The following is a 13,367-nucleotide window of genomic DNA, read 5'->3' as shown; positions in this document are numbered from 1 at the left end:
CCCCTCAATGGGGAGATCGACTGTTCCTCCTGCTTTCGCCAGTTCCCAAATGTTGAAAGAAAAGGTGTCGCCGGTGACACAGCCAATCTCCCCCCTTGAGGGGGAGATGTCCGGCAGGACAGAGGGGGGCGTTCAAGCGCTGACAGGCGACATCAACTGCATGGAAGGAGCCACCCTTGCCGCCAGCCGCTGAAGCCGCCTCGCCCGAACCCATCCTGCTTGCCGTCGAAGGCATCACCAAGCATTTCTCGGGCGTCACCGCGCTCAGCGATGTCTCGCTCGATATCCGCCCCGGCGAGATCCTCGGCCTGCTGGGCGAAAACGGCGCCGGCAAATCGACGCTCTTGAAAATCCTCTCGGGTGTGATGCCGCCATCGGGTGGCCGCATCACTTTCGACGGTGCCGATTATCATCCCTCCAGCCCGCAGGATGCCAAGCGGCTTGGCATCGTCACCATCTATCAGGAACTGAGCCTGATCCCGACGCTGACCGTGGCGGAGAACATTTTTATCGGCCGCGCGCCGATCGGCCCGCTCGGGCTGGTGAGTTGGAGGCGCATGGAGCAGGAGTCGCGCACGATCATCGCCCGCGTCGGTCTCTCCATAGACCCGATGACGCCGGTCTCGGCATTGTCGGTGGCCGAGCAGCAACTGGTCGAGATTGCTCGGGCGCTGTCGCTGGAAAGCCGGCTGATCATCATGGACGAGCCGACCTCGGCGCTGACCGAGACCGAGGTGCAGCGGCTGCTGTCGATCATGGACCGGCTGCGCAAGGACAAGGTCGCCATCATGTTCGTCACCCACCGGCTGGAGGAAGCGTCCGCCATATGCGATCGCATGACGGTGCTGCGCGACGGCAGGCTTGCCGGCCACCTTAACCGTGAAGGCGGGCCGATCGCGCTGCCGAAAATCATCGAGAAGATGGTCGGCCGCGCGGCGTCCGAGCTCTACGCCCGGCCGGCGCAACGCGCGGTGGCCGGCGATGTCGTGCTGTCGGTGCGCGGCCTGCGCACCGTGCGCGACCCCGAGGCGCCACACGCCATCGTGCTCGACGGCGTCGACATAGACCTCAAGGCCGGTGAAATCGTCGGCGTTGCCGGGCTTGTCGGCTCAGGCCGCACCGAATTGGCGCGCGCCATCTTCGGCGCCGACCGCATCGCGGCCGGCACCATCACGCTCGACGGCGAGCCGATCGCCCCGGCATCGCCCGCGGACGCCATTGCGCTCGGCATCGGCCTGGTGCCGGAGGACCGCAAGCACCAGGCGATCTTTGCCGCGCTGGGCATCCTGCCGAATTTCTCCATCGCTTCGCTGGGCAGCTTCAGCAACGGTTTCGGCTTCATGGCCGAGCGGCGCGAGCGCGATGCGCTGTCCGGGTTTCGAAAGATGCTGTCGATCCGCATGGCTTCGGCCGAGCAGGCGATCGAGGGCCTGTCGGGCGGCAACCAGCAAAAGGTGATCCTGGCGCGCTGGCTCGCGCGCGATCCGAAAGTGCTGATCGTCGACGAGCCGACGCGCGGCGTCGATGTCGGCGCCAAGACCGAGGTGCACCAGATCCTGGTGCAGCTTGCGGCGCGCGGCATTGCGGTGATGATGATCTCGTCCGAGCTGCCCGAGGTGCTGGCGGTGTCGGACCGCATTGTCACAATGCGCCGCGGACGCATCACCGGCCAGATGCCGGGCGTAGAAGCAAACGAGGAAAGACTGATGGAACTGATGGCACTCGACCGCAAGGAGACACTATGAGCGTGGCGGGGGAGCAGGATCAGCGCGGCGGCATCAACTTCGCGCGGCTTTTGATGAGCTTCGGGCCGCTGCTGTTCCTGGTGGCGCTGATCATCGTCTTCACGGTGCTGAAGCCGAGCTTCATGGACCCGATCAACCTGTTCAACATCACAAGGCAGATCTCGATCACCGGGCTGATCGCGCTCGGCATGACCTTCGTCATCCTTACCGCCGGCATCGACCTGTCGGTCGGCTCGCTGCTCGCCTTCTGCGGCATGGTCGCCGCCGTGGTCGCCAAGGGCGGCACGGCCAACACGCTGTCGCTGTCGACGAGCGGCACGCAAGGGTTCGGCTGGTTCGCCGCGCTGCTGGCCGCCATCATCGTCGGAGCCGCTGCCGGCGGCGTGCAGGGGCTTGTCATCACCCGGCTGAAAGTGCCGCCCTTCGTCGTCACGCTGGGCGGGCTGACGGTGTTTCGCGGGCTGACGCTGACCATCTCCAATGGCGGCCCGATCTCGGGCTTCGACGCCTCGATGCGCTGGTTCGGCACCGGGCTGATCGGCCCGGTGCCGGTGCCGGCGCTGATCTTCGCGGCGGCCGCCATCCTGTGCCACATCGTGCTGCGCTACACGCGCTATGGCCGGGCCGTCTATGCCGTCGGCGGTAATGCGGAAGCAGCGCGGCTGTCGGGCCTGCGCGTCGACCGCATCCTGGTCTCGGTCTACGTCATTGTCGGCTTCTTCGCCGGGCTCGCGGCCTTCGTGCTGTCGGCCAGGCTGAACTCCTCGGAAGCGGTGGCGGGCATCGGCTACGAACTGACCGTCATTTCGGCCGTCGTCATCGGCGGCACCTCGCTGTTCGGCGGCATCGGCTCGGTCGGCGGCACGGTGGTGGGCGCGGCGCTCATCGGCGTGCTGCAAAACGGGCTGCAGTTCAACAACGTCTCGTCCTACACGCAAAGCATCGTCATCGGGCTCATCCTGATCCTGGCGGTGGCGTTTGATCGGTGGCTGAAGTCGAGGGTAAGAAGGTGAGGGGGACGGTTCTCCCTTCTCCCTCTGTTGGAGAAGGGGAGCCCCCTTCCTTGCAAAACAATCATGCTTTGCTAGAAAGATTTTGGCGGGTGGCATCGTGAGAGAACCTCATGTTTGCCGATATCATCAGACCGATCACCCTAGGTTTTTCGCTGCTGCTGCGGTTCTGGCCACAGCTCATCGCCCTGGTGCTGGCCGGCGTGCTGGTCGGCGATCTCCTCATGCTGCTGGCGGCGAAGGTGGCGCTGGCCAATCACTTCGCCGGGTTGGCGATGCTGACCCTAGTGGCGCTGGCGCAGCTGGTGGTGACGGTGGCGATGTTCCACGTGCTGCGCCCCGGCCTGCCGCATGTGGTGGCCGCGCAGCGCGGCGCCGACAAGGCCGCAACCACCGAGACGCAAATGAAGCCGGGTGCCGAGGCTGACCGGCGCGGCTCGCGGCTGGTGCGGATGATCACCATCGCGCTTCTGCCGTTCTTCGCCTATTATGCCGCCTGGGGATTTCTGGGCGACATCGTGCGGCAGTATTCGCGCGAAACACTCGACCAGGCCGATTTCGGCCAGAGCGCTGATGTGCTCGACGTGCTCGACTCGCGCTGGCTGCTGGTCTCCGTGGCGGTGTCCTGGCTGATCCGCCGGCTGGCCAAATTCATGCAGGCTGAAACAGGTGCCGCGTCGTTCTGGCAGATCGTGGTGGTGATCTGCGAGACCAACTGGATCTTCGTCGGTCTCTACGTGATCAGCCGCTGGAAGGATTCGGCCCTGCAATGGCTGATGAGCCGCAATTTCTGGTCGGTCCTGCAGGCATCGGTGGACGGGCTGGCAAACCCGGTGCCGATGGTCTCGGCCGCACCCATGGTGCCGGTCGAGATCTCCTCGATCGCGCCGTCGACGGCTGCGATCAACCTGTTCTTCTTCATGCTCCTGCCGCTGATCTGGCTGGTGATGGCGGCGCTGATCTACGGCTATGATGTGCGCGACGATGCTGCCCTGATGCGCGTGCACGGCCGGCTGGAGCGTGCCGGCCAGCGCTATGCCGGCCTGCCGAAATTCCTGCGCGATTTCGTCGAGCATTTCATCGCCGGCTACCGCTCGCGCTATCTGCCGATCGCCAACGGCGTGCGGCTGACGGTCAGCGCCAGCCTGGTGCTGTTGTGCACGCTGGTGGTCGGCTACCGGTTGCTCGACTGGGGCGCGGCCTGGCTGTGGCTCGGCGCGACGCGGCTGATCGGCCCACACGAGCTCGATATCTGGCAGATTTTTTCGCATGCCGTGACGCTGCTCTTCGGCAGCCCGTTCCAGGATTCTTCCACCGGCATCCTGATCGAGCCGCTGCGCATATGCTTTCTCGCCGCCGTGCTGGAGACGGCGTTTTCGATGGCGAAGCGGGCGGGGAAGTGAGCTTTCTTTACGGGGAGAAGGGTGCTGTCACTTCGGCGGCCGCTGAAAACGCAGGAACCATGGGCGCTCGCTGCCCAGGCCAACGGCTGGGCGGATGGTCTCGATGGCATCCTCGGGCACGATGAAGGTCTCGCCGACGCTGATGATTTCGCCCTTTTTGGCGCCGGAGAAGATCGCCGAGGTGCAGTTCATCACGCCGTCCGGCAGGCTGACGCCGGAGATGAAGTCGGGCAGCCAGCGGCGGCCGGCGGCGTCGGTCAGCATCACCTTGCAGCCCAGCCACTGCTTTTGCAGATCGGGATCGCCGACCGTGACGGCGAAGGTGGCGATGACGGCCAAGGCATGCTCGGGCAAGCGGCCGGCCTTGCCGCCGCGCAAATCGGCCAGCCGCCATTCGCTGCCGCCGAACGGCGCGCCTTGGCCAAACTCGACATCCCTGGCGATGAGGTCCTCGCCATGCAGCCATTCACGGATGCTGTCATAGCTGGTTTCGGCCAGCGTCAGCGGCAGCAGGATAGCGAGCGCGGCAAGACCGCGCCGTCGCCATTTTTTCTCGCCACCGCCGGCTGGGTCGATGTCGGTTGAAACCGCGCTCATGTCTTGCCCTGCCGTGTCTGGCCCTGCGGCGGTGCAGGAGCGTCGAGATCGTATAGCGGCAAGACATCCGCCGGTTGACCATCGGCACCGGTCGGAACGGCATCGAGGCTGATGCGAGCCTGGGCGTCGAGCGGGCCGAACTGACGTGCGGCGATAAGCAGGCTGGCGCCTCGGATCTGGTCGGCCGGCAACTCGAAGACGAACAGGCCGCTTCTCTCCAGCCCTGGATCGACGGCATGTGGCGGCATATCCTGGCGATAGTTGAGCCGCTCCGTCTGGCGGTAGCGCAGGCCGGTCGGGCCTTGCCAGGTGCCGTCGGCGACCGTGGTGGAGGTGCTGGTGGCGGTGAGATTGGTCGCTGCCACCGCCCACAGGCCGCTGGTGGTCAGCAGCCTTTCCTGGCCGAACTGGTTGGTCTTCAGCGTGCGCGCAAAGACCATTCTGTCGAGGCGGACATCGAAGCTGCGCGCCCGCACCGTGTCGTGCATGGCGCCATCAATGGGGATCGGCGCGGTGAGTTCGGCATAATGCGGCTTCGACACCTGCATGCCGTAGCTGAGCACCACGGTGGCGGCGACGATCAGGAGATTGCCGATGGCGCGGATCCTCATGAGCCGCTCTCGGGCAGGTCGGCGACCGGCATGGTGACGGTGCCGAGCCGATAGGGATTGAACCAGCCCGGCGTGCCGTAAAGATTGTCGCGCGGCTTGAAGATCTCGGCGGTGACGCCGAAGCTGAGATTTGCCGGCACGGCGGCGTTACCGGCAAGCGGCCAGACATAGGCCATGCGTTCGGTCATGCCGGGATGCAGTTCCGGCGTCAGCGTCGAATCGCGGGCCAGCGCGATCATCGGCGTGGAATCGGGCAGGTCGATCCCGTCCGGCTTGATGACGTTGAAATAAGCCTTGTCGGATTGCGCCGTGCGATTGGTCAGATCGGCCTCCAACACCAGCGCCTTCTGGCCTGGTTTCAGCGCCACGCCATAGACCTTGGCGCGGCTGACATAGGCGCCCGCGGGCTGGACCCGCCAGCGCCCGGCATCGATGGCGGCATCGGGCGGCAATTGCGGCGGGGCGTGGGCGGGCAGGGCGCCGAACGCGCCCATCAGGCCGGCGACGAGCAGGGCGGCGATGGTTCCCGCGCCGGCCGTTATCCAGGTTTGAAATTTTGAGCGGGCAGTCTTGAACATTCCAAACTATGCACGTCGAACGGTCAGCCACCCCTGCGCAGTCTAGAAAGAAAAAATGGCTGATGGAACCCGCAAATGGCTGGTCCAGTCCTCACACCGCTTCCCTTGCCCAGAGCCTGTGGCCATGGCGGCGGAAATAGCGCGCCACCAGGCGCTGCTGCTTGGCCCTGATCAGGTCGGGCAGGCGCCGCTCCTGGCGCCAGCGCGGTATGTTGCGCCAGCAGGCTATGAAGCGGGCGGCGTCCTCGATTGCCTCCTGCGCCGAGAGTGCCGGACCGATAGCGGCCAGGAACAGCGCCTCCGACGGTTTCAACTCGTCGATCACCGCCTTGCGCCTGACGTGATCCTGACGGGCGTGGGCGATGCCGCTGCGACGGATTGCTTCGAAGGCTTCAAGCAAGGCCAGGCTGTCGCCGGCGTAGCCGCAGGAACGGGCAAAATCGGCGGCAAAAGCGTCCATTATCGCTCCCGGGTCTGATGCAGTGGGCAGGTTCGTGCCCGACTCACATTTTCATACATTTATGAAAGCATAACTCAAATTACGCTAGAAGAAAAACTTCTGGGAAAGTTTGAAAACTGCGACTCGACTCCCGGCGCAAAACACAGGAATATGCGAACAAATCAGGAACAAAGACGAGGCAGGGGCGATGGCATTGCCGGGCAAGGAACCAACGATCGCGCATGTCGCCTCGATCTCGGTCGAGTGCGCCGATTGTGGCCGCAATAGGTGGTGGCGACCCGATCAGCTGAAGCGGTTCGGGGTGACGGGGAATACGCCGCTGTCCACTCTGTCGGGCCGCATCGTCTGTTCGGCCTGCCGCGCCGACGGACTGCCGGGGACGGCGATTTCGATCCAGGCGGCGTTTGTCGACGAGCGCCAGCGCGTGCGCAGCGAAGCGCGGATGCTGAGCGACAGGGATGTGCCGCTGGAGGGATCGCGGCGGGCTTGAGTGGGAGGGTGCCAGCGCTGGTTCTTCCTTCTCCCGCAGGGGGAGAAGGAAGAGCGTCCCTTGCTCAATACCCCAGCAATTCCTTCAGCGGAATCACGCGCCAGACATGTTTGATGGCGTAGCGGTTGAAGGTCAGCGTCTTCGGCGGGTTGTACTGCTCGACGACCAGCTCGCCCGCCGTGCGCTTGACCAGCTTTTTGATGAAGGCCTTGCCGTTGCGCTCGTTTTCCTCCGGGAAGGTCTCGATCACCACATGGTCGCCCGGTACGGCGTCGCGGCCGCCGCAATAGATCAGGTCGCCGGGCTCGTAACGCGGCACCATGGAATCCGAGAGCACGTGCAGGGCGAACACCTTCGGCAGGTTGCGCACGCCCGGCGGGCGCTGGACGTAACCCGCCGGCTCGCCGTTGAAGGTGAAATCGCCATCGTCGCCACCGACAGCCGCGCCCAGCACCTCGATGTCCATCGAGCTGGCGGGTAGTGGACCCGCATCGGTGACGATCTCCGCATCGGCAACCGGTCCGGCATCGTCGAGAAACACGACCTGCCCCTGGCCCAGCGCAACCGGGTCGACGTGCAGGAAGGCGGCGGTCTTCAGCAGGTTCTCGGTCTTGGGCAGATTGCGGCCGGTTTCCCAGTTGCCGACGGCGGCGACATCGGTGTCGTTGTGCTCGGCGATGTGGCGCATGACCAGGCCGCGCTGCTTGCGCGCCTTGCGGATCGCCGCTCCGACCTTGATCGACAGTTCCGTTTTTGCCATGGCGCCCATGTGAGGGATGAAAGCCGCTCTCGTCTATGAAAGAATGGCTTGCATCTATTTTCGAGTTATGCTTATATCCGGTCATGCAAAACCTGTCCAGCTTTGATGGCGCCGAGTCGCCGGCCTCACGCGAGGCGCGCCCGGCGGTCATAACCGCCCATTCCCTTTCATCCCGGCCGTCCTCCTCCCCGGCCCGGATGAAGCCCGAGGCCCAGTGCCTGACCGACCAGCCTCGGGTCCGGTCCGCCGCCTGTCTCCGGCGACCGGAACGGCCGGAGCCGCCGCTCCCAGCGGCTTCGGCCCCCAATTCGGCCGGCATGGCGCCGGCTCTGTTTTTGCGGCAGGCCGATCCTGCATCCGCACCGAGGACGGCACCGTCATCCTGTTCGACAGGCTGACGGGCAGGGCGGTTTCCGCCCTGGACAGAAACACGGCCGAAGCGCGGCTTCTGCACCTTGCCGGCGGGAAATCGGCCCAAGCCGGCTGAGGCTGGCCGGCTGAGAGCCGGCTCTTGAAAAACAACCTGACTGCGGCCTGGCGACCGGGTCGAACCTTGACGCTGCCCGACGGCGCGCGGCCGAACTTTGGATGGAGCTGGATATGGCAAGCTATAGCGACGCGGAATTGCACGAGATCGCCCGCTGGCTGAAGGATGGGTTCTCAGCCTCCAGGATTGCAGTCGCGTTCAGCGCGTTGCGCGGCAGTCCGGTGTCGCGCGACGCCATCATCGGCATCGTGCACCGCAACGCCATGCTCGGCGCGATCGGCTTTGCCAATGGCAAGGGGCCGCCGCCGCGATCCAGGCAGGCCGTGGGCAAGCGCGCTGGAAGCAAGCGGGCGAGTGGCGCGTCGGCGAAAGCGACGCCTGTCGTCGGCAAGATGGAGGGCGTGCTTGCCGCCAAGGACATCCATGCGCGTGAAGTGGCCCGGCCCAGGCGCGCGCATTCGTTCGTGCGCGAGGTGGGCGTGCTGATCGCCGACGGCGTGGCCTATCGCCTGGAGGCGCCGACGCCGCCGCGCGCGGCCATCGGCCGGCAGCCGCATGGCGTGGCGATGCGCTTCATCGATTGCCTGTTTTCACGCTGCCGTGCGCCGCTGGATCTGACGGTGGAGGTGGATCCGGACATTTCTATTGCCGAAGAGGGGGCGCCAGGCAGCCGCCCAGGCGCCGATATGCTGTGCTGCGGCATGCGCACCAGGGCGCTGAAAAGCTATTGTACCTACCACCAGGCCCGCTTCCAGCGCCGCGTATTTGTTGCGACGGGGTGAGGTTTGATCTCTTCTCCCCCGTTCACGGGGAGAAGGTGCCGGCAGGCGGATGAGGGGCAGCGCTGACGAGGCAGGATGGAAGCTGACATGAAATTCAAGCATCCGATTCATATGCCACTTACCGAAGCGCTGGCGCCGCCCCTCATTGCCCTGCCGGGCGTTCGCTGTTCGAAAAGCCAAGCAATTGGCTTTTCGTCCGCTGCGCGGATCACACCTCACCCCCGTAAACGGGGAGAAAGAAGCAAAGCCCTATTTCGGCATCTGCCCGCCCTGCTTGGGCGTGCGGCTCTGCATGCTCCTTGCGTCCATCGCCATCGGCGGGTTGCCCTCGCCGACCAATATGCCGGTCACCCGGGCAAAGCCGGTAAACACCTTCATGGCGTCGGCTTCGGAAATCTGGGCGGCGATCGCCGCGCTGCAGGCGTTCAGCGCGCTGCGGTAGACATGGCCGCGCCGCTCCAGCGGCCAGCGCTGGAGAAAATCGGCGGCTTCGCTGACGCTGTCGATCTCTTCGATCTCATCTTCCACCCGCACTTTGAGCGGCACTCCGGTTTTCATCGTACCCACGGCGTTCACCTTCGCTTTGCGCGCGGCTCCAGCTACCGCACCCATAAACGCGCCCCGCTGGGGGCCGGTTGCATCAATTTTTCGGGCGGCGCCCGCTCCTCACGGGCTAGCCACCGCATCCAGCCAGTCATGGGCGCGGCTTTTGGGCCTGTCGACCAGTATGTTCTGCTGCTTGGCCGCCCTGGTGAAGGCGTCGAACGCGATGCGCTGGCAGCAGATGCCGTCCACGGCGAGCGTAACCAGCCGGGAAGCCTCGAGATAGCCAGGCGCTGTCTTGTCGGGCCATTGGTGGCGCAGTGCCTCGGCGGCTCCGGCCACCGAACTGACCAGCATGGTTTTGTTGTCGCAAAAGCGCACGGTAACCGGCATGAAGGCTGTCATCGCCGAACCTCCCCTTGGCATGGACGCGACATAACGCCGAAAACTCGCGCCGGTTCCATCAGCCTGGATGCCGGACGGCAGGGATGCTGGCGCGGCGGCGAAGAGGCGACGACCTACGGTTCATTGAAGGCCAACCGAGCAGCGCTCCGCTCCGCTCTGCCACCGCGTGGGGAGATGCCCGGCAGGGCCGAGGGCGCGCGAAGGATCGCCACGTGCCGGCCTCCCACCACCATCCCAACCAGGAGCCTCCCATGAGCAAAAAGACCAGACCCGCAAAACCGCAGGCGCCGAAATTGCCGAAGGGCGAGGCTGAGCAGGTGCGCATACGCCGCGAGATCGGCCATGATTTCGCGCTCAGGGATGACGCCTTCGGCCGCAAGCGGCTGGCAGCGGGCACGCTGGAGGCTGCGCGTGTCTACGAAGTGTCGAATGACGGCTGCGCCGCGACCGGCGGCATCGTGCGGCTGCGCGCCATCGATGCGCTCGTCGGCATCACCTCACTGTCGCGCCAGCAGCGCGAGGCAGGCCTGCGCTACCGCGAGGATTTCCGCTGCAGCCAGCAGGCTGATGTCAAGCCGATGCGCTGGACCGAGCGCATCGACGGCGGCCGCGAGGGCGGCGGCATTGCCGACAGCGTTCTCGACGCCGGCAGGGCCTATGCCGCCGCCACAAGAGCGCTAGGCCATTGGGAGGTGGCCGCCGTGGTACGACAAGTCTGCTGCGCGGACGGTTCCCTCAAGCGCCTGTCCGAGCAGACCGGCGAGGGCCGGAACGTGGTGACGAAGCTGCTGAAGGTGGGGCTCGATCTGCTGGCGGTGCATTATGGGATGATGATGAGGAGGCGGGTGGGGTGAGCGGCGCAAATATCCGGCCGGCGGCGCCGGCCGGATCATTTTTCACAGGATCAGATCATCGGCAGACGCGGATTTCCTCGACGATCCTGTGGTGATGGCGCCAATGCTTGACCAGTGCGATGTGGCAACGGTGGTGACGGTGGTAATAGCGCGGCCTGTAGCCGTTGTCATAGGCGTCGTACTGGTAATAAGGGCGATAGTAGCGATCGCCATAGTCGTAACCATTGTAATAATCGTCGCCGTAATAGTCGTCTGCATAGCCGCCAATGCCGATACTGATACGGCTGCGGGCGTCGGCGGGGGCGATCATCGCCGCCGCCGAAGCAATGGCGATAACCGAAACAAGCAGGAGCTTTTTCATAGCTGCCTCCTTTTCAAGGTTAGGCTAATATAACTGCCGAGTTGCAGCCTCGTTCCACAGATCCGTAAGATGTGACGAACAATGCAGACCGGGGCGCAGATGCCCAGGCGCCTAAAACAAGGCCCTCTCCAATGGCCCCGCCAGTGTCTCGGCAAAGCCCGTCGCCAGATGGTGCCTGTCACGAAACGCCAGCTTGCCTGATATGACGACGTGGCAGGAGGTCGGGCCGCAGAATTGGTTGGTGAGGTCGATGTAGCGGGTGTCGGGCACGCTGGTCACCACGGCGCGCTCGGTGGCGGCGGTGCTGTCGTTGGCGGCTTCGGCCCTTGGCGTGTCGCAGTGCGGCGAGGGTGCCTCGCGCCACCACAGGGTGCGCGCCACGCAGGAGCCGGCGAAGCTGGCGTTGATCGGCGTGTCGCGGATGACTGCCGTCTCGACACCGGCCCGGCTGAAGGCCTGCAAGGTCGAGCGCAGGCCGGCCTGCCAGCGCGCTACTTCGGCGGTGCGTTCGGCGGCGGGCAGATCGCGGGTCAGATTGCCGATGGAAAATTCGGAGATCACCACCAGGCGCGGCTTGCGGCGGATGATCTCTGATATGGCCTGCTCGCGCCAGGCGTCGCATTCGGTGTAGTCGCGCTTCAGCACCGTGTTGAAGGTGGAGAGCCGCGAGGCGCGGCACGATGATTTGAGGTAGGTGACCACCTTGGTGTCGTTGCGCCTGGCTGCTTCGATCAGCGGCGTCGACCAGTGGTCGGCGTGCGAATCGCCAAACAGCACGATGGTGCGGGTGGCATCGGCCGGGCCGAATGTGCAGGGTTTCGGCGTCACCGTTTGGAAGTCGGCCAGGCAGTTCTTGTCGACGGCCCGCGCGATGGAAGGTCTTTCGGCCGCCTGCTCGATGCCGCGCTGCTCGGGACCGATGTTGCGCGTGGCCAGATGCGCATTGGCGTAGGCGACCGCCACGCCGGCACCGGTCAGCGCCAGCGCGGGTGCGAGCGCGCGAGCGCCCACCGTCAGCCAGGCGCCGCGTCGTGCCGGGTTCTCGATGAGGTGATAGGTGAGCACCGACAGCGCCAGCGTCAGCACGCCGCAGCCCAGCCGCTGCGGCACCGTAAGATCGGGCGTCAGCATCCCGGCGTAGACGATGACCGGCCAGTGCCAGAGATAGAGCGAATAGGAGAGCGTGCCGATCCATTGCAAGGGCGGCAGCGACAAAGCGGTGGCCGGGCCAAGGACGTGCCGGTCGGTCCGCCCGTTGGTCTGTTCCCCGCAGCCGCCGCTCAGCAGCACCAGCACGGTGCCGGCAACCGGCAGCAGTGCATACCAGCCGGGGAAGGGCAGGTCCTCGCTCAACAGGCGATAGGCCGTCGCGATCAGCGCCAGGCCGAGCCAGCCAAGGGCTGGCCGCAGCCAGGTGCGGTGCTGCAGCAAAGCCATGGGGACCAGCGTCGCCAGGCCGCCGGCAGCGAACTCCCAGGCGCGCAGCGGCGAGAAATAGAAGGCCCAGGCCGGCGCCGCGCTGGTCAGCCACAGGCAGGCGGCGAAGGAGGCGAGGCCGACCACGCCGATCATGGCTGCGGCCGTTCGCCGGCCCGGCCGCAGCCAGGCGGCCAGCAGAAGCAGCGCCGGCCAGGCCAGATAGAACTGCTCCTCCACCGACAGCGACCAGAAGTGGATGAAGGGATTGCTGGTGGCGTCGGCGGCGAAATAGTCGAACGACCAGCGCAGCAGCCACAGATTGATGGCATAGGCGGAGGCAAACATGGCGCCGCGCGAATAGAGCGCCTGCTCCTGCGGCGCCAGGATGAAGTAGCCGGCGGCCAGCGTGACCAGGATGACGAACAAAGCTGCCGGCAGGAGCCGCCGCGCGCGCCTGGCATAGAAGCGCCAGAGGTCGAGCCGGCCGGTCTCGCCGATCTCCTGCATGAGATGGGTCGATATCAGCCAGCCCGAGATGACGAAGAAGATGTCGACGCCGGCAAAGCCGCCGGGGAGCGCGGTGAGGCCGAAATGGTAGGCGACGACGCCGCCGACGGCGAGCGCGCGCAATCCTTGTATGTCCGGCCGGAACGATGCTGCCACGACGGCTCCCTCGTGCAAGCCCAGCCCCTGTGCAATGTCGGCGGTGCAGGCCGATATCGCAATGCAACAAATTTATCGCAGTGCAACATGGCAGAAATGGGGAGATGGGCCGGGTGCCGGCCGGGCCGATCCTTGCGTGGCTGGCTTGTCTGCACACCTGCGGCAGACGCAAAACAGCCCCGCGCGGGGCTGTTTCTCA

The 13,367-nt window shown here is 65.5% G+C and carries 16 protein-coding genes; 7 read left to right on the top strand and 9 right to left on the bottom strand.

What is annotated here, in order from left to right; translation table 11 throughout:
• Positions 1 to 176: 176 nt before the first annotated feature.
• The 3 genes from A4R29_RS19660 (at position 177) to A4R29_RS19650 (ending at position 4,158) form a co-directional block, all read left to right on the top strand.
• The gene (locus A4R29_RS19660) at positions 177 to 1,745 is read left to right on the top strand and encodes a sugar ABC transporter ATP-binding protein (RefSeq protein ID WP_063172657.1); all 1,569 of its coding nucleotides are present in this window, start codon (positions 177 to 179) and stop codon (positions 1,743 to 1,745) included.
• A complete protein-coding gene (locus A4R29_RS19655; protein ID WP_013530576.1) occupies positions 1,742 to 2,758 on the top strand; it encodes an ABC transporter permease in 1,017 nt (338 codons plus the stop codon). The genes A4R29_RS19660 and A4R29_RS19655 overlap by 4 nt, the downstream gene beginning before the upstream one ends.
• 110 nt (positions 2,759 to 2,868) lie before the next feature.
• Positions 2,869 to 4,158, top strand: coding sequence for a hypothetical protein (locus A4R29_RS19650; protein ID WP_063172656.1), 1,290 nt, complete (start codon positions 2,869 to 2,871; stop codon positions 4,156 to 4,158).
• A gap of 27 nt (positions 4,159 to 4,185) precedes the next feature.
• Here A4R29_RS19650 and A4R29_RS19645 read toward each other — a convergent pair whose 3' ends face one another.
• From A4R29_RS19645 to A4R29_RS19630, 4 genes are all read right to left on the bottom strand, one after another.
• A complete protein-coding gene (locus A4R29_RS19645; RefSeq protein ID WP_063172655.1) occupies positions 4,186 to 4,755 on the bottom strand; it encodes a hypothetical protein in 570 nt (189 codons plus the stop codon).
• Entirely contained in the window at positions 4,752 to 5,366 is a 615-nt protein-coding gene (locus A4R29_RS19640) for a hypothetical protein (protein ID WP_063172654.1), read from the bottom strand. The genes A4R29_RS19645 and A4R29_RS19640 overlap by 4 nt, the downstream gene beginning before the upstream one ends.
• On the bottom strand, positions 5,363 to 5,944 hold the full coding sequence (locus A4R29_RS19635; protein ID WP_063172653.1) for a hypothetical protein: 582 nt from the start codon (positions 5,942 to 5,944) through the stop codon (positions 5,363 to 5,365). Before A4R29_RS19635 ends, A4R29_RS19640 begins: the two co-directional genes overlap by 4 nt.
• 91 nt (positions 5,945 to 6,035) lie before the next feature.
• Complete coding sequence (locus A4R29_RS19630; protein ID WP_082827457.1) at positions 6,036 to 6,404, bottom strand: hypothetical protein; 369 nt, start codon at positions 6,402 to 6,404, stop codon at positions 6,036 to 6,038.
• A gap of 187 nt (positions 6,405 to 6,591) precedes the next feature.
• Between A4R29_RS19630 and A4R29_RS19625 the strand changes: the two genes are divergently transcribed.
• Positions 6,592 to 6,894, top strand: a complete 303-nt coding sequence (locus tag A4R29_RS19625) for a hypothetical protein (RefSeq protein WP_063172651.1) — start codon at positions 6,592 to 6,594, stop codon at positions 6,892 to 6,894.
• 64 nt (positions 6,895 to 6,958) lie between these two features.
• Here A4R29_RS19625 and A4R29_RS19620 read toward each other — a convergent pair whose 3' ends face one another.
• Complete coding sequence (locus A4R29_RS19620) at positions 6,959 to 7,663, bottom strand: XRE family transcriptional regulator (protein WP_063172650.1); 705 nt, start codon at positions 7,661 to 7,663, stop codon at positions 6,959 to 6,961.
• Positions 7,664 to 7,868: 205 nt separating this feature from the next.
• Here A4R29_RS19620 and A4R29_RS19615 point away from each other — a divergent pair, with 205 nt between their 5' ends.
• Both A4R29_RS19615 and A4R29_RS19610 read left to right on the top strand, forming a co-directional pair.
• Complete coding sequence (locus A4R29_RS19615) at positions 7,869 to 8,141, top strand: hypothetical protein (RefSeq protein ID WP_244506843.1); 273 nt, start codon at positions 7,869 to 7,871, stop codon at positions 8,139 to 8,141.
• Between the two features lie 113 nt (positions 8,142 to 8,254).
• On the top strand, positions 8,255 to 8,923 hold the full coding sequence (locus tag A4R29_RS19610) for a GcrA cell cycle regulator (RefSeq protein ID WP_063173747.1): 669 nt from the start codon (positions 8,255 to 8,257) through the stop codon (positions 8,921 to 8,923).
• Between the two features lie 249 nt (positions 8,924 to 9,172).
• Here the strand turns inward: A4R29_RS19610 and A4R29_RS19605 are convergent, their stop codons facing one another.
• Positions 9,173 to 9,535: a DUF982 domain-containing protein gene (locus A4R29_RS19605; protein WP_082827456.1), complete on the bottom strand. Its 363-nt coding sequence runs from the start codon at positions 9,533 to 9,535 to the stop codon at positions 9,173 to 9,175.
• A 54-nt stretch (positions 9,536 to 9,589) separates the two neighbouring features.
• A complete protein-coding gene (locus tag A4R29_RS19600) occupies positions 9,590 to 9,871 on the bottom strand; it encodes a DUF982 domain-containing protein (protein ID WP_013530587.1) in 282 nt (93 codons plus the stop codon).
• A gap of 251 nt (positions 9,872 to 10,122) precedes the next feature.
• Between A4R29_RS19600 and A4R29_RS19595 the strand changes: the two genes are divergently transcribed.
• Positions 10,123 to 10,725: a DUF6456 domain-containing protein gene (locus A4R29_RS19595; protein ID WP_024501752.1), complete on the top strand. Its 603-nt coding sequence runs from the start codon at positions 10,123 to 10,125 to the stop codon at positions 10,723 to 10,725.
• 55 nt (positions 10,726 to 10,780) lie between these two features.
• Here A4R29_RS19595 and A4R29_RS19590 read toward each other — a convergent pair whose 3' ends face one another.
• Positions 10,781 to 11,086 carry a hypothetical protein gene (locus A4R29_RS19590; RefSeq protein WP_027160843.1) on the bottom strand — a complete coding sequence of 102 codons (306 nt, stop codon included), beginning with the start codon at positions 11,084 to 11,086 and terminating at the stop codon, positions 10,781 to 10,783.
• Positions 11,087 to 11,197: 111 nt separating this feature from the next.
• A complete protein-coding gene (locus A4R29_RS19585; protein WP_063173745.1) occupies positions 11,198 to 13,168 on the bottom strand; it encodes an acyltransferase family protein in 1,971 nt (656 codons plus the stop codon).
• Positions 13,169 to 13,367: the final 199 nt, after the last annotated feature.

The organism is Mesorhizobium ciceri biovar biserrulae, from assembly GCF_001618845.1.
Taxonomy (GTDB): domain Bacteria; phylum Pseudomonadota; class Alphaproteobacteria; order Rhizobiales; family Rhizobiaceae; genus Mesorhizobium; species Mesorhizobium ciceri.
Note: the sequence above shows the minus strand (reverse complement) of the source record. Positions and strands in the feature narration are given on the sequence as shown.